This window comes from Enterobacter sp. RHBSTW-00593, assembly GCF_013784105.1.
In the GTDB taxonomy this organism is placed as follows: domain Bacteria; phylum Pseudomonadota; class Gammaproteobacteria; order Enterobacterales; family Enterobacteriaceae; genus Enterobacter; species Enterobacter ludwigii.
The window spans coordinates 2679698-2702039 of sequence record NZ_CP056393.1 but is presented as its reverse complement, the minus strand read 5'-3'; the positions used below and the strand labels follow the sequence as shown (position 1 = coordinate 2702039).

Sequence of the window (22342 nt, the reverse complement as noted above, 5' to 3'; positions counted from 1 at the left end):
AAAACGTGAGGAATAACGGTAAGGTACCCGGTGTTCTCACGTAAGCATCGGGTATTTCTTACGACGTTAATGGCTGTTTCATCTCATCTTCGTTTGCTTGCTTTACTCCCCCTCATTCCGGTCGGAGCCGTTCACGGTGCGCCGAATTCCTTTGTGCAACAGGCACAGAACCCCTTTGATAACAACGGGGATAATTTGCCCGATCTCGGCATGGCGGCGCCCACGACCGAGGGCGAAAAACATCTGGCAGAAATGGCGAAAGCGTTTGGCGAAGCCAGTATGACCGATAACGGCCTGACGACAGGCGAGCAGGCGCGTCAGTTTGCCTTTGGCAAGGTGCGTGACGCGGTGAGCGGCGAAGTGAACCAGCATATTGAATCCTGGCTTTCGCCGTGGGGGAACGCCAGCGTGAACTTGCTGGTGGATGACGACGGCAAATTTAACGGCAGCAGCGGCAGCTGGTTTATTCCGTGGAACGATAACAACCGTTATCTGAGCTGGAGCCAGCTTGGCCTGACGCAGCAGACTGACGGTCTGGTGAGCAATGCCGGCATTGGGCAGCGCTGGGTTGCCGGAAAATGGTTGCTCGGCTACAACACCTTTTACGACAACCTGCTGGATGAAAACCTGCAGCGTGCCGGGTTAGGTGCGGAAGTGTGGGGCGAGAACCTGCGTCTGTCTGCGAACTATTATCAGCCCTTTGCCGGCTGGCGCGATCGCTCTGATATTCAGGAGCAGCGCATGGCCCGGGGGTACGACGTAACCGCTAAAGCGTGGCTGCCGTGGTTCCATCACCTGAATACCAGCGTCAGCTTTGAGCAATATTTTGGTGATAACGTTGACCTGTTCAACAGCGGTACCGGTTATCACAACCCGGTGGCGGTCAATCTGGGGCTGAATTATACCCCCGTTCCGCTGGTGACCCTCACCGCCGGGCATAAGCAAGGAGAGAGTGGGGTGAGCCAGAATAATCTTGGCCTCAAACTCAACTACCGCTTTGGCGTGCCGCTGGTGAAGCAACTTTCTGCCAGTGAAGTCGCCGTCACCCGTTCTCTGCGCGGCAGTCGCTATGATTCGCCAGAGCGGGATAACCTGCCGGTGATGGAGTTCCGCCAGAGCAAAACGTTGTCCGTCTACCTGGCGACACCGCCGTGGGATCTTAAAGGGGGCGAAACCGTGATGCTTAAGCTGCAGATCCGCAGTAAGCACGGGATTCGCCAGCTGCACTGGCAGGGAGATACGCAGGCGCTGAGTCTGACATCGCCGGCCAACAATACCAGCGAAGACGGCTGGAGCGTGATTATGCCTGCCTGGGATGACAGTGAAGGCGCGAGCAACCGCTGGCGGCTTTCGGTGGTGGTAGAAGATAATGATGGCAAGCGCGTCTCGTCCAATGAGATCACGCTGGCTGTGGCGCAACCGCTTGTGGCATTACCCACCGACGATCCGCGCTGGAAGCTGCTGCCGGATGAGTAATGCTTAAAAAATACGTTCCTGGTGTACCCATACCGCGGCTTCAACCCGGGATTTTAATTTCATTTTCTTCAGCATATGTTTCACATGCACTTTGACCGTGCTTTCGGTGATATCCAGGCGACGCGCAATCATTTTATTCGGCAGGCCCTGGGCAATCAGCTTCAGAATATCGCGCTCACGCGGCGTTAGCTGGCTGACATCGCGATCCGAGGTGGCGCGGTTTGCCCGCAGGCTGGCGGCCAGCACCGGCGTTAAGGCTTCGCTCAGTACCATCTCACCTGCGGCGGCCTGTTGCAGGGCCTTGAGCAGATCTTCCGGCTCCATATCTTTCAGCAGGTAGCCGTCCGCGCCACGCTTGAGCGCCGTCACCACATCCTCTTCATGATTCGAGACGCTAAAAACCACTACGCGTCCGGAGAGCGATTTTTCCCGCAGCTTGTCGAGCGTTTCCAGACCGTTCATGCCCGGCATGTTGAGATCGAGCAGAATCAGATCGGGATCAAGCGATTCGGCAAGCTCAATGCCCTGTTCGCCATTGCTGGCTTCGCCAACGACGGTGATATCGGGTGCCATGCTGACCAGCTGTTTAACGCCAGTACGCAGCATCGGATGGTCGTCGATCAACAGGATGGATGCCGGTTCCTGATTAGTCATGGGTTTCTCCTTGAGCAGTTGTGAGCGGTTTTTCGGGAATAAAGGTGACCACGACTTCCGTGCCACCTGTCTCTCGCCGGCGAACCTGGCAATCACCGCGCAGGCTTTGGGCGCGGTCTCGCATGATAATTAAACCATAATGGTTAGTTCTTTCGGCATTTTCCGGCACGCCGCAGCCGTTGTCATGAACCGTGAGCCTGACCTGATTATCGTGCTGGCTGACGGTAACGGTGACCGCCGTCGCGTCAGCGTGTTTGAGCACGTTGCTCAGGGCTTCACGGGCGATCTGCAGTAGATGAATCGCCTGATGGGAGGGGACAAACCGCGGCGGCAGCTGATAATCAAGCTTCACCGGGAACCCCAGTCGGGCGCTAAATTCATGGCAGCTGGACTCCAGCGCGGGGCGCAGGCCAGGCTCGGTCAGCTGCAGGCGGAAGGTGGTTAATAGCTCGCGAAGCTGGATCCATGAGGTATTGAGTTCGTTGCGGATCTGGCTCAGCAGCTGTTTGTTGCTTTCCGGCATCTCCGCATCCTGCATCTGCAGACAGCTGACCTGCATTTTCATACAGGAGAGCGACTGGGCGATGGAGTCATGCAGTTCGCGCGCGATAGTCGCACGCTCTTCCATGACGATCAGCTGTTGTTGCTTTTCCTGATGGCGGTCGAGCGCCAGTGTAGCGGTCAGCTGCTCGACCAGCGTATCGACCAGCTGCTGCTGATCGTGGCTCAGATGCCGCCCGGCGGGCAGCGTGGCCAGCAAGATACCGTACTGGGTATGGCTGTCCGTCAGTCGCCACTTCAGCGTCGTACCGACGGAGGTCAGGGGCGGCAAGCCTCGCGGGCAAAGATGACAGCCTTTGTCATCGCAGGACATGTCGGACTGACAGGTAAATTCCTGATGATTATCTTCATCTTCCACATCGTAGACCCGCAGCTCCAGGTCATGCAGCAAGGTCAGATTTTGCAGGCCATTCAGCACCGGCGAGAGGCGTTCACATAACGGCACCTGCATATGCAGACGACGATTGGCCTGCCACAGGAAGGAGAGGATTTCATTTTTCTGCTCCAGCCCTGCTGTTTTCTCCTGCACGCGTTTTTCCAGCACGGCGTAGCTTTCGGAGAGTTCTTCCGACATGGTATTGAGCGCCTGGCCCAGCATCGCCATTTCATTACGCCCGCTGATATGCGTGCGCTGAGTAAAATCGCGTGCGGTTACCGCGCGGGCCATCGCCAGCAGCTGTTTCCAGGGATTCAACAGCCGGGCGCGCAGCCAGAGGATGGTGAAAATCAGCAGCAGCCCCATAAACAACGCCATGGCACGGTGAACCATCAGCACCCGGTCGATACGCAATTCTGTGGTCTGATCGAAAGAGGAGACCAGCGCGTCAATACGCGACACAAAGCCCGCGACGTCCCGTGCTACGGTCTCAGTATTGCGCGCCTGTTTCAGACCAGGCTGAAGCTGGGTGTGCCAGTAGTTTTGCAGGGATTTAAGCTGTGATTCCTGCCCGTCACGGATGGCGGCGCGTTCCAGCTCCGGGCTGAACGCGGTACGCTCCATTTCGTCGATCAAAGGCTGATCGTCTTCCGTCAGCGGTACCGACGCCAGCAGGCGATAACTCTGCATGCGTAGAGAGCCTGCCTCGTTGATGGCATGCGCATTACCCTGTACGCCCTGTACCAGCCAGCCAGAAATCGCCATACCGGTCACACCGAGGGCGGTGGACAGCATAACGATCAGTGCCAACTGGTTAACCAGTGTTAGCGGAGATAAACATCTTTTTAACATAGAGTTGCCGGGCTCCTGACGTGGCCTGCTTGCAGGAATGGCGCTATTCTGGTGCATACCCAGGAGTATACCCATACCAATAAAGGATTACCCCTAAATTGCCAACGGAGTAAGCGGCAGGAGGAGGCAGTATCGGAGACGCTTCAGTGCCGTGAAAAACCACGTCTTTTTTACTGAAATAGCCTACTCACTAAGGATAAGGGCTTTTTTCGCGCTGTAAAACCTCCCACTTTTCCTTTGATTTATATCAACTTACCGCCGCCCTAAAACCCTAATGTTTGCAGCATCATTCGAGAATCAGAGGTGTCTATGAGTCACTCATCCGCTCCCCAAAGGGAAAATGGTGCCGTTATTACTGAATGGCGTCCAGAGGATCCGGCGTTCTGGCAACAGCGCGGCCATCGTATAGCGAGCCGGAATCTGTGGATTTCCGTTCCGTGTTTGCTGTTAGCGTTTTGCGTATGGATGTTGTTTAGTGCAGTGGCAGTCAATCTGCCAAAAGTGGGTTTTACCTTTACGACCGATCAGCTGTTTATGCTGACCGCGTTGCCGTCGCTGTCCGGTGCGCTGCTGCGCGTCCCTTACGCGTTTATGGTGCCGGTGTTTGGCGGTCGTCGCTGGACGGCGTTCAGTACGGGCATCATGATTGTACCTTGCGTGTGGCTGGGTTTTGCGGTGCAGGATACCTCCACGCCTTTCAGCGTGTTCGTGATTATCTCCCTGCTGTGCGGTTTTGCTGGCGCTAACTTCGCCTCCAGTATGGCGAACATCAGCTTCTTCTTCCCGAAAGCGAAGCAGGGCGGTGCGCTGGGTATTAACGGCGGTCTGGGAAACATGGGCGTAAGCGTGATGCAGTTAATTGCACCGCTGGCAATCTCTGTCTCCATTTTTACAGCCTTTGGCGGCGGTGGCGTCGAGCAGGCGGATGGTTCTTCCCTGTACCTGCAGAATGCGGCGTGGATTTGGGTTCCGTTCCTGGTGGTCTTCACCCTGGCGGCATGGTTCTTTATGAACGATCTGTCGGCATCTAAGGCTTCGCTGAGCGAGCAGTTGCCGGTGCTGAAACGCGGCCACCTGTGGGTCATGGCGCTGCTTTATCTGGCAACCTTCGGGTCGTTTATCGGTTTCTCCGCAGGCTTTGCCATGCTGTCCAAAACACAGTTCCCGGAAGTGCAGATCCTGCAGTTTGCCTTCTTTGGTCCGTTCATCGGTGCCCTGGCACGTTCACTGGGCGGGATGGTGTCTGACCGTCTGGGCGGAACACGCGTGACGCTGGTGAACTTTGTGATCATGGCTGTTTTCTGTGCGCTTCTGTTCCTGACGCTGCCAGCCAATGGCCAGGGTGGCAACTTTACCGCCTTCTTCGGCGTGTTTATGGTGCTGTTCCTGACGGCCGGTCTGGGTAGCGCATCGACCTTCCAGATGATATCCGTTATCTTCCGCAAGCTGACGATGGATCGCGTTAAAGCGCAGGGCGGAAGCGAAGAGCAGGCCATGCGTGAAGCCGCGACGGATACGGCTGCTGCACTGGGCTTTATCTCTGCCATCGGCGCAATTGGCGGCTTCTTTATTCCGAAAGCGTTCGGTATCTCTCTGGACCTGACCGGCTCTCCGGCAGGGGCAATGAAAGTCTTCCTCGTTTTCTATATCGCCTGCGTAGTGATTACGTGGCTGGTATATGGCCGTAATACCAAGAAAAATAAGTAAGTGTGATTATCCGTTTGCGCGGCCTTCGGGCCGCGTTTTTTTATCACTACAGTAGTTACAACATACTGATAGCGTTTGAAGAACAATGCCTGCGGGTAACACTGTGATCGCCATCGCTTTACAGGGCGGTCTACCCCTTAATACCTGAGATGTTAAATTTAGCCCTGCTTTTTGTACGATAAATTATAAATATCATTATAAATTAATGGCTTATAAAAATTAAAAATCTACCGCTTTGGTGGTATCCGATCTAATACCCCACCTGAAACTCCCTCTCCGCCTTGATCGTTATCAATTCTCGCCATCTATCAGAGCGTTACCTTCGCTGCAAATCAGCAATGTCGATTTAGAGAGCCACAGGCTCCACACAGGAGATACCCGATGAGCAAATTTTTGGACCGGTTTCGCTACTTCAAACAGAAGGGTGAAACTTTTGCCGATGGGCACGGCCAGGTTCTGGAGACCAACCGGGACTGGGAAGACGGTTACCGTCAGCGCTGGCAGCATGACAAAGTCGTCCGTTCGACCCACGGCGTGAACTGCACTGGCTCATGTAGCTGGAAGATTTTCGTTAAAAACGGCCTGGTGACATGGGAAATGCAGCAGACCGACTATCCGCGTACCCGTCCGGATATGCCAAACCACGAACCTCGTGGCTGCCCGCGTGGTGCAAGCTACTCCTGGTATCTGTACAGCGCCAACCGTCTGAAATACCCTCTGATGCGCAAACGCCTGATGAAAATGTGGCGTGAAGCGAAAGTGCTGCACAGCGATCCGGTTGATGCCTGGGCATCCATTATCGAAGATGCCGACAAAGCAAAAAGCTTTAAGCAGGCGCGCGGTCGCGGTGGCTTTGTTCGTTCTTCCTGGAAAGAGGTCAACGAACTGATTGCTGCCTCTAACGTTTATACCGTCAAAACCTACGGACCGGATCGCGTCGCGGGCTTCTCGCCTATCCCGGCAATGTCGATGGTCTCTTACGCCTCAGGTGCTCGTTATCTGTCGCTTATCGGCGGAACCTGTCTGAGCTTCTACGACTGGTACTGCGACCTGCCGCCAGCCTCTCCGCAGACCTGGGGCGAGCAGACCGACGTGCCGGAATCCGCTGACTGGTACAACTCCAGCTACATTATTGCCTGGGGCTCTAACGTTCCACAGACCCGTACGCCGGATGCCCACTTCTTCACGGAAGTGCGTTACAAAGGCACCAAAACCGTTGCGGTAACCCCGGACTACGCGGAAATTGCCAAGCTGTGCGACCTGTGGCTGGCACCTAAACAGGGTACCGACTCCGCGATGGCGCTGGCGATGGGCCACGTGATGCTGCGTGAGTTCCACCTCGATAAACCCAGCCAGTATTTTACTGACTATGTTCGTCGCTATACCGACATGCCGATGCTGGTCATGCTGGAAGAGCGTGATGGCTACTATGCAGCGGGCCGCACGCTGCGTGCCGCCGACCTGGTGGATGCGCTGGGTCAGGAAAACAATCCTGAGTGGAAAACGGTCGCTTATAACAATAACGGCGAGCTGGTGGCACCCAACGGCTCTATCGGTTTCCGCTGGGGCGAGAAGGGCAAGTGGAACCTCGAGCAGCGTAACGGTACCACCGGTGAAGAGACTGAACTGCGTCTGAGCATGTTGGGTAGCCAGGACGAAATTGCTGATGTGGGCTTCCCGTACTTCGGCGGCGAAGGGTCCGAGCATTTCAACAAAGTTGAGCTGCAGAACATCCTGATGCATAAACTGCCGGTCAAACGTCTGCAGCTGGCGGATGGGTCGACGGCGCTGGTGACCACCGTATATGACCTGACGCTGGCCAACTACGGCCTGGAGCGCGGCCTGAATGATGAAAACTGCGCAACCAGCTACGACGACATCAAAGCGTATACTCCGGCCTGGGCAGAGCAGATTACCGGCGTGCCGCGTGGACACATCACCCGTATCGCCCGTGAATTCGCTGAAAATGCTGACAAGACGCATGGCCGTTCAATGATCATTGTTGGTGCCGGTCTGAACCACTGGTATCACCTTGATATGAACTATCGTGGCCTGATCAACATGCTGATCTTCTGCGGTTGTGTGGGTCAAAGCGGCGGCGGCTGGGCGCACTATGTGGGTCAGGAAAAACTGCGTCCGCAGACGGGCTGGCAGCCACTGGCGTTTGCCCTCGACTGGCAGCGTCCGGCGCGTCATATGAACAGTACGTCTTACTTCTACAACCACTCCAGTCAGTGGCGCTACGAGACGGTAACGGCCCAGGAACTGCTGTCGCCAATGGCGGATAAATCCCGCTACAGCGGCCACCTGATCGACTTCAACGTCCGCGCTGAACGCATGGGCTGGCTGCCGTCTGCACCTCAGTTAGGGACTAACCCGCTGCGCATTGCTGACGAGGCGAAGAAAGCGGGCATGACCCCGGCGGATTACACCGTCAAGGCACTGAAAGAAGGCACCATTCGCTTTGCGGCCGAGCAGCCTGAAAACGGCAAAAACCATCCGCGTAACCTGTTTATCTGGCGCTCTAACCTGCTGGGCTCCTCCGGTAAAGGCCACGAGTACATGCTGAAATATCTGCTGGGTACTGAAAACGGTATTCAGGGGAAAGATCTGGGCAAGCAGGGCGGCGTGAAACCAGAAGAAGTGGAGTGGAAAGACAACGGTCTGGACGGCAAGCTGGATCTGGTGGTGACGCTGGACTTCCGTCTGTCCAGCACCTGCCTGTATTCCGATATCGTGCTGCCAACCGCCACCTGGTATGAAAAAGACGACATGAATACCTCGGATATGCATCCGTTTATTCATCCGCTGTCTGCAGCCGTTGACCCGGCGTGGGAATCCAAAAGCGACTGGGATATCTACAAAGATATCGCGAAGAAATTCTCCGAAGTGTGCGTAGGACATCTGGGCAAAGAGACCGATGTGGTGACCCTGCCGATTCAGCACGACTCTGCAGCCGAACTGGCGCAGCCGCTGGACGTGAAGGACTGGAAAAAAGGCGAGTGTGACCTGATCCCGGGTGTGACAGCGCCGCACATTATTCCCGTTGAACGTGACTACCCGGCAACGTACGAACGCTTTACCTCTATCGGCCCGCTGATGGAAAAAATCGGTAACGGGGGTAAAGGGATTGCGTGGAATACCCAGAGCGAAATGGACCTGCTGCGTAAGCTCAATTACACCAAAGCGGACGGCCCGGCCAAAGGCCAGCCAATGCTGAACACGGCCATTGATGCTGCAGAAATGATCCTGACTCTGGCACCGGAAACCAACGGTCACGTGGCGGTGAAAGCATGGGCGGCACTGAGTGAGTTTACCGGTCGCGATCATACCCATCTGGCGACGAATAAAGAGGAAGAGAAGATCCGCTTCCGCGATATTCAGGCTCAGCCGCGCAAAATTATCTCCAGCCCGACCTGGTCTGGCCTGGAAGATGAACACGTCTCCTACAACGCTGGCTACACCAACGTTCACGAACTGATCCCATGGCGTACCCTGTCCGGTCGTCAGTCCCTGTATCAGGATCACCAGTGGATGCGCGACTTCGGTGAGAGCCTGCTGGTTTATCGTCCGCCAATCGATACCCGCTCCGTGAAAGCGGTAATGGGTACGAAATCGAACGGTAACCCGGAGAAGGCGCTGAACTTCCTGACGCCACACCAGAAGTGGGGCATTCACTCCACCTACAGCGACAACCTGCTGATGCTGACGTTGTCCCGCGGTGGCCCGATTGTGTGGATGAGCGAGACGGACGCCAAAGATCTGGGCATTGAAGATAACGACTGGATCGAAGTGTTCAACAGCAACGGTGCGCTGACGGCGCGTGCGGTTGTCAGCCAGCGTGTCCCGGCCGGGATGACCATGATGTACCACGCGCAGGAACGTATCGTTAACCTGCCGGGTTCTGAAATTACCGAGCAGCGCGGCGGCATTCACAACTCCGTGACCCGTATTACGCCAAAACCGACGCACATGATCGGCGGCTATGCGCAGCTGGCCTACGGCTTTAACTACTACGGCACGGTAGGATCTAACCGCGATGAGTTCGTGGTGGTACGTAAGATGAAGAATATTAACTGGTTAGACGGCGAAGGTAATGACCAGGTACAGGAGAGCGTAAAATGAAAATTCGTTCACAAGTCGGCATGGTGCTGAATCTGGATAAATGCATCGGCTGTCATACCTGCTCAGTCACCTGTAAAAACGTCTGGACCAGCCGCGAAGGGATGGAGTACGCGTGGTTCAATAACGTGGAAAGTAAACCCGGCACCGGCTTCCCGACCGACTGGGAAAACCAGGAGAAATGGAAGGGCGGCTGGATCCGTAAAATCAACGGTAAACTGCAGCCGCGCATGGGTAACCGTGCGATGCTGCTCGGTAAAATCTTCGCCAACCCGCATCTGCCGGGCATCGATGATTACTACGAGCCGTTTGATTACGACTACCAGAACCTGCACAACGCGCCGGAAAGCAAACATCAGCCGATCGCACGTCCACGCTCGCTCATTACCGGACAGCGTATGGATAAGATCACCAGCGGTCCAAACTGGGAAGAGATTCTGGGCGGCGAGTTCGAAAAACGCGCCAAAGACCAGAACTTCGAGAACATGCAGAAGGCGATGTACGGCCAGTTCGAAAACACCTTCATGATGTATCTGCCGCGTCTGTGCGAGCACTGCCTTAACCCGGCGTGCGTGGCGACCTGTCCGAGCGGAGCCATCTATAAGCGTGAAGAAGATGGCATTGTGCTGATCGACCAGGACAAGTGCCGCGGCTGGCGTATGTGTATTACCGGTTGCCCGTACAAAAAAATCTACTTCAACTGGAAGAGCGGCAAGTCTGAGAAGTGCATCTTCTGCTATCCGCGTATTGAAGCCGGTATGCCAACCGTCTGCTCTGAGAGCTGCGTGGGCCGTATTCGTTACCTCGGCGTGCTGCTGTACGACGCGGACGCGATTGAAAATGCAGCCAGCACCGAGAACGAGAAAGATCTCTATCAGCGTCAGCTGGACGTCTTCCTCGATCCTAACGATCCGAAAGTGATTGAGCAGGCGCTGAAAGACGGCATTCCGCAGAGCGTGATTGACGCGGCGCAGCAGTCTCCGGTGTACAAAATGGCGATGGACTGGAAGTTGGCGCTGCCGCTGCATCCGGAATACCGCACCCTGCCGATGGTGTGGTACGTGCCGCCGCTGTCTCCGATCCAGTCTGCTGCGGATGCAGGTGAACTCGGCAGCAACGGCATTCTGCCAGACGTGGAAAGCCTGCGTATCCCGGTTCAGTATCTGGCAAACCTGTTAACCGCAGGGGATACCCAGCCGGTCCTGCTGGCGCTGAAACGTATGCTGGCGATGCGCCACTTCAAACGCGCTGAAACCGTTGACGGTGTTAACGATACCCGTGCACTGGAAGCGGTAGGTCTGACCGAAGCCCAGGCGCAGGAGATGTACCGTTACCTGGCGATTGCCAATTACGAAGACCGTTTCGTGGTGCCGAGCAGCCACCGTGAACTGGCTCGCGAAGCCTTCCCGGAGAAAAATGGCTGTGGCTTTACCTTTGGCGACGGTTGCCACGGTTCAGACACGAAATTCAATCTCTTCAACAGCCGCCGCATCGATGCCCTGGATGTGACGAGCAAAACGGAGCCGCACCAATGATTGAACTTGTCATTGTTTCGCGTCTGCTCGAGTACCCGGATGCTGCGCTTGCGCAGCATCAGCAGGAGCTCTTTGATGCACTCGCGTCATCTGAAAATCTTGAGAAAGAGGATGCCCAGACACTGGCCGTTTTCCTCCGGGACCTGTTAGCGCGCGATTTACTGGATGCGCAGGCGGATTACAGCCAGCTGTTTGACCGCGGACGCGCGACGTCGCTGCTGCTGTTCGAACATGTTCACGGTGAGTCACGTGACCGCGGTCAGGCGATGGTTGACCTGATGGGACAGTACGAGCAACACGGCCTGCAGCTCGACAGCCGCGAGCTGCCGGACCACCTGCCGCTCTATCTTGAGTATCTGGCGCAGTTGCCTAAAGAGGAGGCGCTGGGGGGGCTGCAGGACATCGCGCCGATCCTGGCGTTGCTCGGCGCACGACTTCAGCAGCGCGAGAGCCGTTACGCGGTGCTGTTCGACCTGCTGGTGAAACTCGCCAACGCATCGGTCGACAGTGAAAAAGTTGCGGAGAAGATCGCCGATGAAGCCCGCGATGATACGCCACAGGCGCTGGATGCGGTCTGGGAGGAAGAGCAGGTGAAATTCATGGCTGACCAGAACTGCGGTGAGTCTGAAATCTCTGCTCACCAACGTCGTTTTGCCGGAGCCGTTGCCCCGCAATATTTGAATATCTCTAACGGAGGACAGCAATAATGCACTTCCTGAATATGTTCTTCTTTGACATTTACCCGTATATCGCGGGCACCGTGTTCCTGGTGGGAAGCTGGCTGCGTTATGACTACGGCCAGTACACCTGGCGTGCTGCCTCCAGCCAGATGCTCGATCGCAAAGGGATGAACCTGGCTTCTAACCTGTTCCACATCGGGATCCTGGGGATTTTTGCGGGTCACTTCCTCGGAATGCTGACGCCGCACTGGATGTATGAGTCATTCCTGCCGATTGAGGTGAAGCAGAAAATGGCGATGATTGCCGGCGGTGCCTGCGGCGTCATGACGCTGGTGGGCGGTTTACTGCTGCTCAAACGCCGTCTGTTCAGCCCGCGTGTTCGCGCGACCACCACCGGCGCGGACATTCTGATTTTGTCCCTGCTGATGGTGCAGTGTGCGCTGGGTCTGCTGACCATTCCGTTCTCGGCTCAGCATATGGATGGCAGCGAAATGATGAAGCTGGTCGGCTGGGCGCAGTCTGTGGTGGCTTTCCACGGTGGTGCGTCTGAGCACCTTGACGGTGTGGCGTTTATCTTCCGCGTGCACCTGGTGCTCGGGATGACGCTGTTTGTGCTGTTCCCGTTCTCTCGTCTGGTGCATATCTGGAGTGCACCGGTGGAGTATCTGACGCGCAAATATCAGATTGTTCGCGCCCGTCGCTAATTCACTGAAAACCGACACGGGAGCAGGACGCTCCCGTTAATTTCAGATTGTGTAAAGAAGGGGCTCCTATATTATTAGCGGTTGGATTAGCTAGTGAAGGGAGCACTGGTGTGGGTCAATCAACAGAGCCGGAAATTTCGGCCGCAATAAAAATTATCTCAACAGGCATTGCCTTGCCTGCTGAAAGACTGACATCCAGCGATCTGGATTCATGGTTAGGAAAACCGCCTGGCTACGTTGAAAAACGGTCCGGTATTCTTACCCGCTACCACGCTTCTCACACCGCCAGCCAGGCCGGGTTGGCCGCACAGGCGCTACATAACGCGCTACATGCCGGAACGATATCACCTGATTCCATAGACCTGTTGATTTGTGCATCGGCTATTGCCATACAAGCGCTTCCCTGCAGTGCGGTTCATATTATCAAGGCGGCGGGTATGCCCGCGGGTTTGGCGGGGTTTGATATTAACAGCAGCTGTGTCAGCTTTATTTCCGCTTTAGAAGTTGCCGCAGGTTTATTGAATACAGGCGCATATCGTCGCATCGCCATTGTTTCAGCTGATTTAGCATCGCGCGGCATTGACTGGAGTCACGAAGAGTCTTCGTTGATTTTCGGTGATGGTGCGGCGTGTGCGATCGTGGAGCGTGGTGACGGCAACAGCGGGATTATAACCAGCCTGATCGAGATGTACCCGGATGGCAGCGAACTCTGTGAAATCCGTGCGGGAGGAACGCGTCGCAACCCCAGAGCAGGCATGAGCGACAGTGATTTTATGTTCCATATGCAGGGTAAGGCGCTGTTCCGGTATGCCTCTTCGCTGATTGATGACTACTTCGCGCGGCTGCTGGGAAAATGCGGTCTGCAACTGTCGGATATCGGTACCGTCATTCCGCATCAGGCCAGCCATCTTTCTCTTGAACACATGCGTAAGCGGCTAGGTGTCCCTGAATCCATCTTAATTGATGTTTACCGTCACTACGGCAACCAGGTTGCCGCCTCCATCCCTACGGCGCTGCATGAAGCGGTAACCCATGGTCGTTTCACGCCGGGAAAACCCGCGATGCTTATTGGTACTGCAGCAGGCCTGACGCTGGCTGGCATGGTACTTATGCCATGAAGATCCTGGTGACAGGGGCAACCAGCGGGCTGGGGCGTAACGCTGTCCACTATTTGCTGGAACGTGGCTTTAGCGTAGTGGCGACGGGGCGTAATCAGGTCGAAGGTGCACATTTAAAGCATGTGGGCGCGACGTTTATCCCTCTCGACTTGTCCCTGGCGTCTCTGGACCAATGTGCCAGGCTCATGGAGGGGTGCGATGCCGTGTGGCACTGCGCAGCGAAATCTTCTCCGTGGGGAGGGAGGGACGCTTTCTGGCAGGCTAACGTCATTGCAACAAAAAAACTGGCGATGGCAGCGGGCACCGCGGGCATTCCGCGTTTTGTCCACATTTCTACCCCTGCGGTCTACTTCGATTTTCAACATCACTACGATCTTCCGGAAACCTACCTGGCGAACACATTTTCCAGCCACTATGCCAGCAGCAAACGGGCAGCCGAACGCATCATTGAAGATGCGGTGGCAAACTTCAGCGCGACTACGTTCATCATTTTGCGCCCGCGTGGGCTTTTCGGTCCCCATGATAAGGTGATCGTTCCTCGCCTGCTGCGTCAGCTCCATCAGGGCGGAGGGGTATTGCGCCTGCCCAGGGGAGGAGAAGCGCTTCTGGATTTGACCTTCGTACAAAACGTGGTCTTTGCTATGGAACGTGCAACCTTGGGCCAGCCTCTTTATTCCGGCAGCATTTATAACGTGACCAATCACCAGCCGCAGCGGCTGGTTGATATGCTTGACGCGTTGCTGCGTCAGCAGCTGGGGTTACGCTATCAGATCCGGTCAATTCCCTGGCCGGTGGTGTCACTGGCCGCGCGTGGCATGGAATTAGTCGGAAAGTGCATCAATAAGGAACCTCCCGTCACCCGTTACAGTGCGGGAACGGTTTGTTTCGATATGACGCTGAGCGCTAAAAAAGCCGTAGAGGAGTTGGGCTATACCCCACGTTTCTCCATGGCAGAAGGCATCGCGCTAACGGGAGAATGGCTGAGGACGAATGGCAAAGATTACCGTGTTTGAAACAGGATATTGCACCCATATCGGCTGCATGGCTCTAAAAGGCGCTGGTCTCAGGGTGTGCAAATTTCCCTCTCGAGCCTGGCTCCTGGAAGTCGGTTCACATCGATGGCTATGGGATACCGGCTATTCCTCCTGGTTTGAACACTACACGCGCTCGGGCATTTTTCGCATTTACCGGCAAGTCACGCCGGTCTATTTCGACCCCAAACAGTCCCTGGCTCAACAGCTTTACGCACAAGGCCTGGTCGGGGGCGATATCGATGCGATTATCTTGTCGCACTTCCATGCCGATCACGTCGCAGGGCTGCGTGATTTCCCCGATGTTAGCTGTATTTGTTCTGGTGAGGGCTGGCAGCAGGTGAGAGCGCTGAGAGGATTTGCCGCCCTGCGTCAGGCATTTGTGCCAGGACTTTTCCCCTCCGGGTTTGAGTCGTCATTGCGCTTCATTGAAGGTTTCGAAACCTTGAGGCTGCCCGAGGCGCTTGCTCCGTTTGAGCGGGGTTATGTTTTGCCGGACAGTCAGGGCGAAATTATTTTGATCCCGCTTGCAGGCCATGCAGCCGGACACTTCGGCGCATTCGTCCTGACAGAGGACGGCTGGACACTTTTGGCCGCAGATGCGGCCTGGTCTCCTGACAATTACCGGGAGATGCGCGGTCCTTCACGGCTTGCCAGTCTGGTGATGTCCGATCCCTCTGCTTATTACCAGACGCTCCGGCAACTCAATCAACTCTGGAAAAACGGTAAAGTGGATATTCGTCTGTGTCATGAGGGCGATTTGTGAACCTCATTATGTTGATGTGGCGCTATTTCTGCACCCGCAGACGGCGTTTTACCGAACGTGCAAAACTGGAGAGATGGCAGGAAAAAAAACTGCATCACTTCAGGCGGAACGTGTTATCGAAAAGCCCATGGTTTCAGCGATTTCGCGCGGTGCCGTTCGGACAGTGGCCGCTGATGGACAAGGCGCTGATGATGACGCATTTCGATGAGATGAACACTGAAGGTCTTAAGCGTGACGCGCTGATGGCCTGCGCGCTGAAAAGTGAACAGAGCCGGGACTTCAGTCCGAAAATAGGCCGATTTAGCGTGGGCCTGTCATCAGGTACTTCCGGCAGGCGCGGGTTATTTGTTGTCAGTCCGAAGGAGCAGCAAATTTGGGCGGCAGGTATTCTTGCAAGGGCCTTACCGGACGGTCTTTTTGCCCGGGAACGGGTTGCACTGTTTCTGAGGGCAAATAATAACCTTTACCAGAGTGTGAGCAGCCGCTGGTTGAGCCTGGAATTTTACGATTTACTGGCGCCGTTTCAGCCGCAATTGCGCCATGTAGAACGGTTTTCCCCGACGATCATTGTTGCCCCCGCACAGGTATTACGTGCGCTGGCGCTGGCGGTACTGGACGGAACGCTGCAGCTGAATGTCAAAAAGGTGATTTCTGTCGCCGAAGTTCTGGAGGAACAGGACAGGGCACTTATCCACCAGGTATTTGGTAGCGTGGGTGAAATCTACCAGGCAACAGAGGGTTTTTTAGCTTCAACCTGTTCTTTTGGGACGTTACATCTGAACGAGGAGTTTATTCACGTCGAGCCCCACTGGCTGGATGAGAAGCGCTTTACGCCTGTTATCACCGATTTCACCCGCAGCACGCAGCCCATCGTCCGTTACCGCCTTGATGACATACTGGTTGCCCGCGAGGCGCGGTGCCCGTGTGGAAGTGCGGCGCGCGCGATTGAGCGTATTGAGGGTCGACAGGACGATCAACTCCTTCTCCCGGATAGCACGGGCAAACCGCAGGTTATTTTTGCCGACCCCTGCAGCCGCGTGCTGGCCGTCACGCTCCCACTTACCGCAGACTATCGCCTGGTACAAACAGAAGCAGAGAGACTGTGTCTTACCGCGGATTGTGACGCAGCAATACTTCCTCACTGCCGCGACGCGCTGAATGAGCTGTTTACGTTACAGGGAATAGACACTTCCCGGCTGGTATGGGTGCTGCAGTACCGAAGCGTATCACCGAACTTTGACGCAAAACGACGGCGCATAGTCCGTGAATGGGGAAAAGAATGAGTGAATTTCTGCAACGCCTCAAGCAGATGCTATTGGGGTGGGGGTCGGTCGGGGTCGTTTATTCGCTTTGCGACAGGTTACAGGGTGAAGGTTATCGTTTAACCCCACTACGGGTTGACGCGTTAATTCCCTTTTCGCCTGATGCGGTGTGGCTCTACTTGTCCTTTTTCTTGATTGTCCCGTTGGGATATTTATTAACGCCGTATGACCGAGTGCGGTGGCTTGCCCGGTCCATGCAATTTTCGGCGCTGGGGGCGGGCATCATATATCTGTTATGGCCGACCACCATGGTGTATCCCACGCTGGCAGGAGAGGGTGTTTCTTCCAGAGTATTAGGATGGTTGGTCTCTGTCGATTCCCGTCAAAATTGCTTTCCCTCTTTGCACGCTGCGCTGACGGCACTCGCCGTCTGGGCGATAGCGGCATGGCGTTTACGCTGGATGGCGGTTGCAAGCGTCATTTGGGCGTGTGCTATTGCTTACTCTATCCTTCAGCTGAGAAGGCATCTGTTTATTGATTTAATGGCGGGTGTTTTGCTGGCAGGGGCCAGTGTATGGCTGGCAGGGCATCTGGACGTGCGCAGACAAAAATATAAAGGAATACCCGGTGAGTGAACTCCTGTTTCCCGTTCTTTTTATGCTGTTTTTCGTGTGTGCTGAGGCCTGTATTCTTCAGTTCACACGGCGGCAGAATATTGACTGGCTCGATATCATTTTCAATCTCAATTCCGGGCACATTATGCTGTGGTTTTTCCGGTGCCTGGAGGTGCTTTGCTACGGATTTGTGCTGGAACACTTTAGCCTGAATCTTTTTGAGGGATGGTCTGCCGTCGGGGTATGGCTCTTTACATTGTTAGCATGGGACGTTGGTTTCTACTGGCTTCATCGTCTCCATCACCAGCTTCGGCTACTGTGGGCTGTTCACGTTGTTCACCATCAGGGGGAGAACTATAACCTGTCGCTGGGGGTGCGAAATTCCTGGTACTCGTCATTAACGTCAATCCCTTTCTTTTTGGTGTTAGCGCTGGCTGGCGTACCGCTGAGTGTCTTTCTGGCGGTTTCCATCGTGCATTACAGCATTCAGTTTTTTAACCATAACGCATTAACGCCAACGCTGGGGTGGCTGGAAAAGGTATTTGTTACCCCGACACATCATCGCGTTCATCACCTTAATAATAAGCGCTATGCCGATACCAACTACGGTGGCACCTTTATTTTCTGGGATAAATTATTCGGTACGTTCTGCGAGATGCCCTCGCAGGAGAAGTCGACCTATGGGGTAAAAGGCAGGACGCCATCGTTAAACCCGATGCAGGAAAGTAATCTTCCTTTTTTGCAAATGGCAGGTATTTTGAAAACGGTTCGCCTCCGACATCGCCAGTTTGACTGTTCGATATTAATGACAGGTGTCGGGGCTATTCTGTTGTTTGCGCTCGTTCTGGGCTACATCCAGCGCTACGGATACAGCATAGATAACGTGGGTGCTGCGCAGTCCCTGTTGTTTATATTGCTGGCAGCTGGCTCTGTCGCATTGGGTGGGATCAGCGAGGGTCAGCGCTGGGGAGTGATGATGTGGTGTCTGGTCACGCTCTCTTTACCGCTGCTTTTCTTGGGTTATTGGGGCTGGAATCACGTCTATTGGGTTGCAGTTATGGCGGCACTGGCCGCACACGGTATTGCACTCACCTATGGCCTTGGGCGCAGAACAAAAAGGGGGATAAGTGAACCAGTTTAATCCTGACAAGCGGTTGACCTTTCCCGCCGATCCCCCCGGGCTGGTTGCAGCACTTCACAGCGAAACACGCGCGTTGTTAACAGAACGGGGCGATCATCGCTATGCAGATGGCCGAATGCTGGTTAAAACAGTGATGCTGGCTGGTGGCTGTATTGGAAGTTATGCGTTAGCGCTTCATCAGAGTGACCTGCCCCTGTATTTTTCATGGTATTTTGCCGCCATCGTTTTCGCGATGTTGCTGACCGTGAACGTCGTGCATGATGCGTCTCATAATGCCTTTCTGAAAAGTAAAAAAGCTAACGCGTGGGTAAACCGTATTGTCGCTATCCCACTCGGCCTGGATCCCGATTGCTGGCGCGTTCGCCATGTCAGATTTCATCATGGATTCACCAACATAGAATGTTACGATCCGGACACCGCAGAAAATGGTCTTATGCGCCAGACGCCCTGGCAGCGCTGGCGCCCCTTTATGCGGGCGCAGCGCTACTACTGGCCGTTGGTCGCCGCATTAACCTTCCCCTGGTATATCTGGATTGTTGACTGGCTCGACAGAGGGGGATATACACCGGTGACGCCTCATCTGGCGCAGCAGGGTATTATCGGCTGGACGTTTTTTTTGACGGGTAAATCCTTGCACGCAGCGTTCAGCCTCGTGTTACCCATGTGGTTGTTGGCCGACAGATTTAGCGCCGGTTCAATTTTGCTGACCTATATGCTCTGTCAGATGATCTCTTCTCTGATATTCGTCATGCTCGTCATCGGGACGCACTGGGCAAAGGGCAGCGCTCAGCTCCCCTCTGACGGGGGCAAAATGGCTCAAGGCAGGCTTTCCCATACCTTTGCAACGACCTTTGACTGGTCGACACGGCCCGCGTTCATGGGTTATTGGCTGGGCGGCCTCAATCTTCATCTGACTCACCATCTTTTCCCGCACTGGAGTCATCGCCATTATCCTCAGTTGAGCCGAATCATCGAGGATGTCGCCGCGCGAGAAGGGCTGGATTATCGACGACTTACCCTCGCCGATTTAATGTCTCTCCAGCAGCGTTTTCTCAGGCGCATGGGTGAACGCCCTGAGCGACACGGAGAATGGCCGTGAAGATTATGGTAACCGGAGCATCGGGTTTCATTGGCGGGGCTTTTATCCGGCGTTTTGCCGATACTGACGGCGTTTCGCTGTGCGGCGTCGGGCGCCGTGAACATGTCGAGTTGCCCGCATCAGTTGAGTATTTCGCACTTGGGTTAGACCAGCTTCAAACGCTTGATGTCGTACCCGATGTGGTTATTCACGCGGCAGGAAGGACTTCGCCCTGGGGTAGTGAGCACGATTATTACCGGGATAACGTTGAGACGACCCGGCATGTTATCGATTTTTGCCGTCATCGTGGCTTTCCACGACTCATATTTATTTCAAGCGCGGCGGTTTACTACCGTTTTGCGCACCAGCCTGGACTGCGTGAATGTGATGCTATCGGCCCCGAATTTAGCAGCCAATATGGGCGCACAAAACGTCAGGCAGAGTGCCTTGTTGAGACGTATCAGGGTGAGAAAACCATTTTTCGCCCTTGTGCCGTATTTGGTGAGGGCGATCGCTTGCTCTTACCGCCTCTGTTGGCTGCGGCTAAAAAAGGAAAGCTGCCCTCTATCCTTAGCCGCGGTGTAAAAGTGCAGGCCGACATTATGCACGTCGATGTGCTAGGGGATTACCTGATGCGTGCCGTGAAACGCAGTCATCTCCGCCCGTGCTATAACATCTCCGCCAGTCAATCTGTCGAAATCCATCGGCTGTTATGTGACGTCTTGCAGCAGTTGGGTTTGCCTCAACCGCATAAAACTGTGCGCCTGGGAACTGCGATGTGTTTTGCTGGCATACTTGAGAGGCTGTGGCGCTGGCTGCCGTTGCCGGGAGAGCCCCCGATTACCCGTTTTGGCGTTGCCGTCTTTGGCTACACTAACACCCTGAATGTTACGCGTATGCTGGATGACTTTGGTCCACCATCAATGGATTTTGACGTCAGCCTGCGTACATTTTTACAACAACTCAAGGAAGAGCGCCTGTGTTAATTATCGCAATAGCATGGCTGGCCATTCTGCTTTTCAAAGTCTGTATCACGCTGAAAATACTTACAGCCACAAGGGATAACATCTCTCACTCTTTCAGCGACATTACGGTCATGCAACCCATACTCAGCGGTGATCCTGCGTTAGAGACGGTGTTGGCCGCGAGTCTTCAAAATTTGCCTGGCGCAACGTTTCTTTGGCTGACTGACGTGGACGACGCGGAGGCCGCAAGGGTAACGCAGCGGTTGCAGGCGCGTTACCCTCAGAGCGCTATTCATATCTGCGCATACCCTGAAGCGCCGGAAGGGATAAATCCAAAGTTATATAAGCTTGAGCAAGGAAGAAAGCAGGTTAAGACCCTGACGGTCCTGATTTTAGATGACGATGCGGTACTGACGGCGACATCGCTGAACACGATGCTTGCCGCGCTTGATGATCATTCGCTTGTCACCGCGCTGCCCTGGTATGTGGCTACCGACAACTTACCGTCGCGACTGCTGGCACAATTTGTTAATGATAACTCAGCGCTGACGTATCTGCCGTTGCTGCCTTTTGTCAGACCGTTAACGCTAAATGGCATGTGCTACCTGTTACCTTTACGTGTGCTGAAAAACGTGGGGGGATTTTCGCCCATCCTTCGACATCTGACCGATGATCTCGCACTGGCAACGCTTCTTACTCAGCAAGGGGTAAACATCGTACAGTCTGTCGCGCCTGTGAGCGTACAAACCAGCGTACCTGACGTCAGACGGTATTTTCGTCAGATGCACCGCTGGTTTTTGTTCGCCACATTGTTGATGCGTGAGAAGCCTGCTGGTACGAATCTGGCAATCTTTCTTCTTCAGGGTTTACATCCGTTACTGCTTTGGGCGATGGTGGTGCTCGCATTCAGTGGGGGGATAAATTGCGTGTTACTGGCGGTGGTCCTTCTCGTTCGCCACGTTGCCTTGCGCCGTATACAGCGTTTAGTGTCAGAGACTATTTCCGCAAGGCCGGTGATGTCGGTGTTATCAGAGCTGTTGCAGCCTGTGCATTTAATTCATGCCTTGTTCAACCGGAATATTCACTGGCGTTCGCGTCGCTATCGCGTTTTCAGTAATGACCGCTTCAGCTCATTGTGACCGGCATGCGACTTAACATCGCTTTTATCACGGGAAGAAGCCGTCCCGGCAACCTTGCGCTCAGCCCGGTGCAGAGTTTGTTCCTCCAGTCTTTGCTGACGGAGGGGGCCATGCCTGTCACTGAAAATTTCCCCTGGATACCTCAAACCCAGCCATGGTGTGATACGGGTTTATTGCGTGCAAGTTGCAGCAATGCGCGGGACTACCTCACTTCTCGCAGGGCAGCGTTTGCCGAGCGCTATCGAAACATTGCGATCGCGTTGCTGGAATCGGCGGATCACACGCTGTTACTTTCCGGAAGCTGTGGATTGGAACTCTTTAATAATCTTCACCTGCCATCCTCAGTCCTGTCTCGCGTGAGTATTTTCGCTTACGGCCCGGTGGCTCGTCAGCGTCCTGACTGCCATCATCTTTTGGTTCAGGGGCAGCAAGACTGGATTTCTCGCCTTTGGTTTCACCAGGCGGACGAGCGCATACCCTGCGGTCATATGGACTATCTCTCGCAGCCGGAGCTGGTCTGTTTATGTCAGCGATTTATAAATCAAATACGGAAATAGAGTC

The 22342-nt window shown here is 54.8% G+C and carries 18 protein-coding genes; 16 read left to right on the top strand and 2 right to left on the bottom strand.

Annotated elements, in window-relative coordinates:
* Positions 1-69 precede the first annotated feature (69 nt).
* Positions 70-1476, top strand: coding sequence for a YchO/YchP family invasin (locus HV242_RS12810; RefSeq protein WP_050736924.1), 1407 nt, complete (start codon positions 70-72; stop codon positions 1474-1476).
* A 3-nt stretch (positions 1477-1479) separates the two neighbouring features.
* Here HV242_RS12810 and narL read toward each other — a convergent pair whose 3' ends face one another.
* Entirely contained in the window at positions 1480-2130 is a 651-nt protein-coding gene (gene narL, locus HV242_RS12805) for a two-component system response regulator NarL (RefSeq protein WP_003856701.1), read from the bottom strand.
* Entirely contained in the window at positions 2123-3919 is a 1797-nt protein-coding gene (gene narX / locus HV242_RS12800) for a nitrate/nitrite two-component system sensor histidine kinase NarX (RefSeq protein WP_050736923.1), read from the bottom strand. Before narX ends, narL begins: the two co-directional genes overlap by 8 nt.
* Before the next feature lie 309 nt (positions 3920-4228).
* Here narX and HV242_RS12795 point away from each other — a divergent pair, with 309 nt between their 5' ends.
* From HV242_RS12795 to HV242_RS12725, 15 genes are all read left to right on the top strand, one after another.
* Positions 4229-5626, top strand: a complete 1398-nt coding sequence (locus HV242_RS12795; protein ID WP_050736922.1) for a NarK family nitrate/nitrite MFS transporter — start codon at positions 4229-4231, stop codon at positions 5624-5626.
* A gap of 381 nt (positions 5627-6007) precedes the next feature.
* The gene (locus tag HV242_RS12790) at positions 6008-9751 is read left to right on the top strand and encodes a nitrate reductase subunit alpha (protein WP_020882362.1); all 3744 of its coding nucleotides are present in this window, start codon (positions 6008-6010) and stop codon (positions 9749-9751) included.
* Positions 9748-11283 (top strand): nitrate reductase subunit beta, encoded by a 1536-nt coding sequence (gene narH / locus HV242_RS12785; protein ID WP_020882363.1) that lies wholly within the window; start codon positions 9748-9750, stop codon positions 11281-11283. Before HV242_RS12790 ends, narH begins: the two co-directional genes overlap by 4 nt.
* On the top strand, positions 11280-11990 hold the full coding sequence (narJ, locus tag HV242_RS12780; protein WP_040017698.1) for a nitrate reductase molybdenum cofactor assembly chaperone: 711 nt from the start codon (positions 11280-11282) through the stop codon (positions 11988-11990). Before narH ends, narJ begins: the two co-directional genes overlap by 4 nt.
* Entirely contained in the window at positions 11990-12667 is a 678-nt protein-coding gene (gene narI / locus HV242_RS12775; RefSeq protein ID WP_044867770.1) for a respiratory nitrate reductase subunit gamma, read from the top strand. Before narJ ends, narI begins: the two co-directional genes overlap by 1 nt.
* 110 nt (positions 12668-12777) lie before the next feature.
* Entirely contained in the window at positions 12778-13785 is a 1008-nt protein-coding gene (locus HV242_RS12770) for a 3-oxoacyl-[acyl-carrier-protein] synthase III C-terminal domain-containing protein (RefSeq protein WP_050736921.1), read from the top strand.
* Entirely contained in the window at positions 13782-14798 is a 1017-nt protein-coding gene (locus HV242_RS12765; RefSeq protein ID WP_050736920.1) for an NAD-dependent epimerase/dehydratase family protein, read from the top strand. The genes HV242_RS12770 and HV242_RS12765 overlap by 4 nt, the downstream gene beginning before the upstream one ends.
* The gene (locus HV242_RS12760) at positions 14776-15582 is read left to right on the top strand and encodes an MBL fold metallo-hydrolase (RefSeq protein ID WP_014170466.1); all 807 of its coding nucleotides are present in this window, start codon (positions 14776-14778) and stop codon (positions 15580-15582) included. The genes HV242_RS12765 and HV242_RS12760 overlap by 23 nt, the downstream gene beginning before the upstream one ends.
* 8 nt (positions 15583-15590) lie before the next feature.
* Positions 15591-16865, top strand: coding sequence for a F390 synthetase-related protein (locus HV242_RS12755; protein WP_050736945.1), 1275 nt, complete (start codon positions 15591-15593; stop codon positions 16863-16865).
* Positions 16862-17479 (top strand): phosphatase PAP2 family protein, encoded by a 618-nt coding sequence (locus HV242_RS12750; RefSeq protein ID WP_050736919.1) that lies wholly within the window; start codon positions 16862-16864, stop codon positions 17477-17479. Before HV242_RS12755 ends, HV242_RS12750 begins: the two co-directional genes overlap by 4 nt.
* Positions 17472-18599, top strand: a complete 1128-nt coding sequence (locus HV242_RS12745; RefSeq protein ID WP_050736918.1) for a sterol desaturase family protein — start codon at positions 17472-17474, stop codon at positions 18597-18599. Before HV242_RS12750 ends, HV242_RS12745 begins: the two co-directional genes overlap by 8 nt.
* The gene (locus HV242_RS12740) at positions 18586-19698 is read left to right on the top strand and encodes a fatty acid desaturase family protein (protein WP_181616730.1); all 1113 of its coding nucleotides are present in this window, start codon (positions 18586-18588) and stop codon (positions 19696-19698) included. The genes HV242_RS12745 and HV242_RS12740 overlap by 14 nt, the downstream gene beginning before the upstream one ends.
* On the top strand, positions 19689-20663 hold the full coding sequence (locus HV242_RS12735) for an NAD-dependent epimerase/dehydratase family protein (protein ID WP_050736916.1): 975 nt from the start codon (positions 19689-19691) through the stop codon (positions 20661-20663). The genes HV242_RS12740 and HV242_RS12735 overlap by 10 nt, the downstream gene beginning before the upstream one ends.
* The gene (locus tag HV242_RS12730; protein WP_050736915.1) at positions 20657-21781 is read left to right on the top strand and encodes a glycosyltransferase; all 1125 of its coding nucleotides are present in this window, start codon (positions 20657-20659) and stop codon (positions 21779-21781) included. The genes HV242_RS12735 and HV242_RS12730 overlap by 7 nt, the downstream gene beginning before the upstream one ends.
* Positions 21778-22338, top strand: a complete 561-nt coding sequence (locus HV242_RS12725) for a hypothetical protein (protein ID WP_104440056.1) — start codon at positions 21778-21780, stop codon at positions 22336-22338. The genes HV242_RS12730 and HV242_RS12725 overlap by 4 nt, the downstream gene beginning before the upstream one ends.
* Positions 22339-22342 lie beyond the last annotated feature (4 nt).

Coding starts and splice junctions, on each gene's coding strand:
- HV242_RS12810 (WP_050736924.1), top strand. CDS start 70: ATGGCTGTTTCATCTCATCTTCGTTTGCTTGCTTTACTCCCCCTCATT.
- narL (WP_003856701.1), bottom strand. CDS start 2,130: ATGACTAATCAGGAACCGGCATCCATCCTGTTGATCGACGACCATCCG.
- narX (WP_050736923.1), bottom strand. CDS start 3,919: ATGTTAAAAAGATGTTTATCTCCGCTAACACTGGTTAACCAGTTGGCA.
- HV242_RS12795 (WP_050736922.1), top strand. CDS start 4,229: ATGAGTCACTCATCCGCTCCCCAAAGGGAAAATGGTGCCGTTATTACT.
- HV242_RS12790 (WP_020882362.1), top strand. CDS start 6,008: ATGAGCAAATTTTTGGACCGGTTTCGCTACTTCAAACAGAAGGGTGAA.
- narH (WP_020882363.1), top strand. CDS start 9,748: ATGAAAATTCGTTCACAAGTCGGCATGGTGCTGAATCTGGATAAATGC.
- narJ (WP_040017698.1), top strand. CDS start 11,280: ATGATTGAACTTGTCATTGTTTCGCGTCTGCTCGAGTACCCGGATGCT.
- narI (WP_044867770.1), top strand. CDS start 11,990: ATGCACTTCCTGAATATGTTCTTCTTTGACATTTACCCGTATATCGCG.
- HV242_RS12765 (WP_050736920.1), top strand. CDS start 13,782: ATGAAGATCCTGGTGACAGGGGCAACCAGCGGGCTGGGGCGTAACGCT.
- HV242_RS12760 (WP_014170466.1), top strand. CDS start 14,776: ATGGCAAAGATTACCGTGTTTGAAACAGGATATTGCACCCATATCGGC.
- HV242_RS12755 (WP_050736945.1), top strand. CDS start 15,591: ATGTTGATGTGGCGCTATTTCTGCACCCGCAGACGGCGTTTTACCGAA.
- HV242_RS12750 (WP_050736919.1), top strand. CDS start 16,862: ATGAGTGAATTTCTGCAACGCCTCAAGCAGATGCTATTGGGGTGGGGG.
- HV242_RS12735 (WP_050736916.1), top strand. CDS start 19,689: ATGGCCGTGAAGATTATGGTAACCGGAGCATCGGGTTTCATTGGCGGG.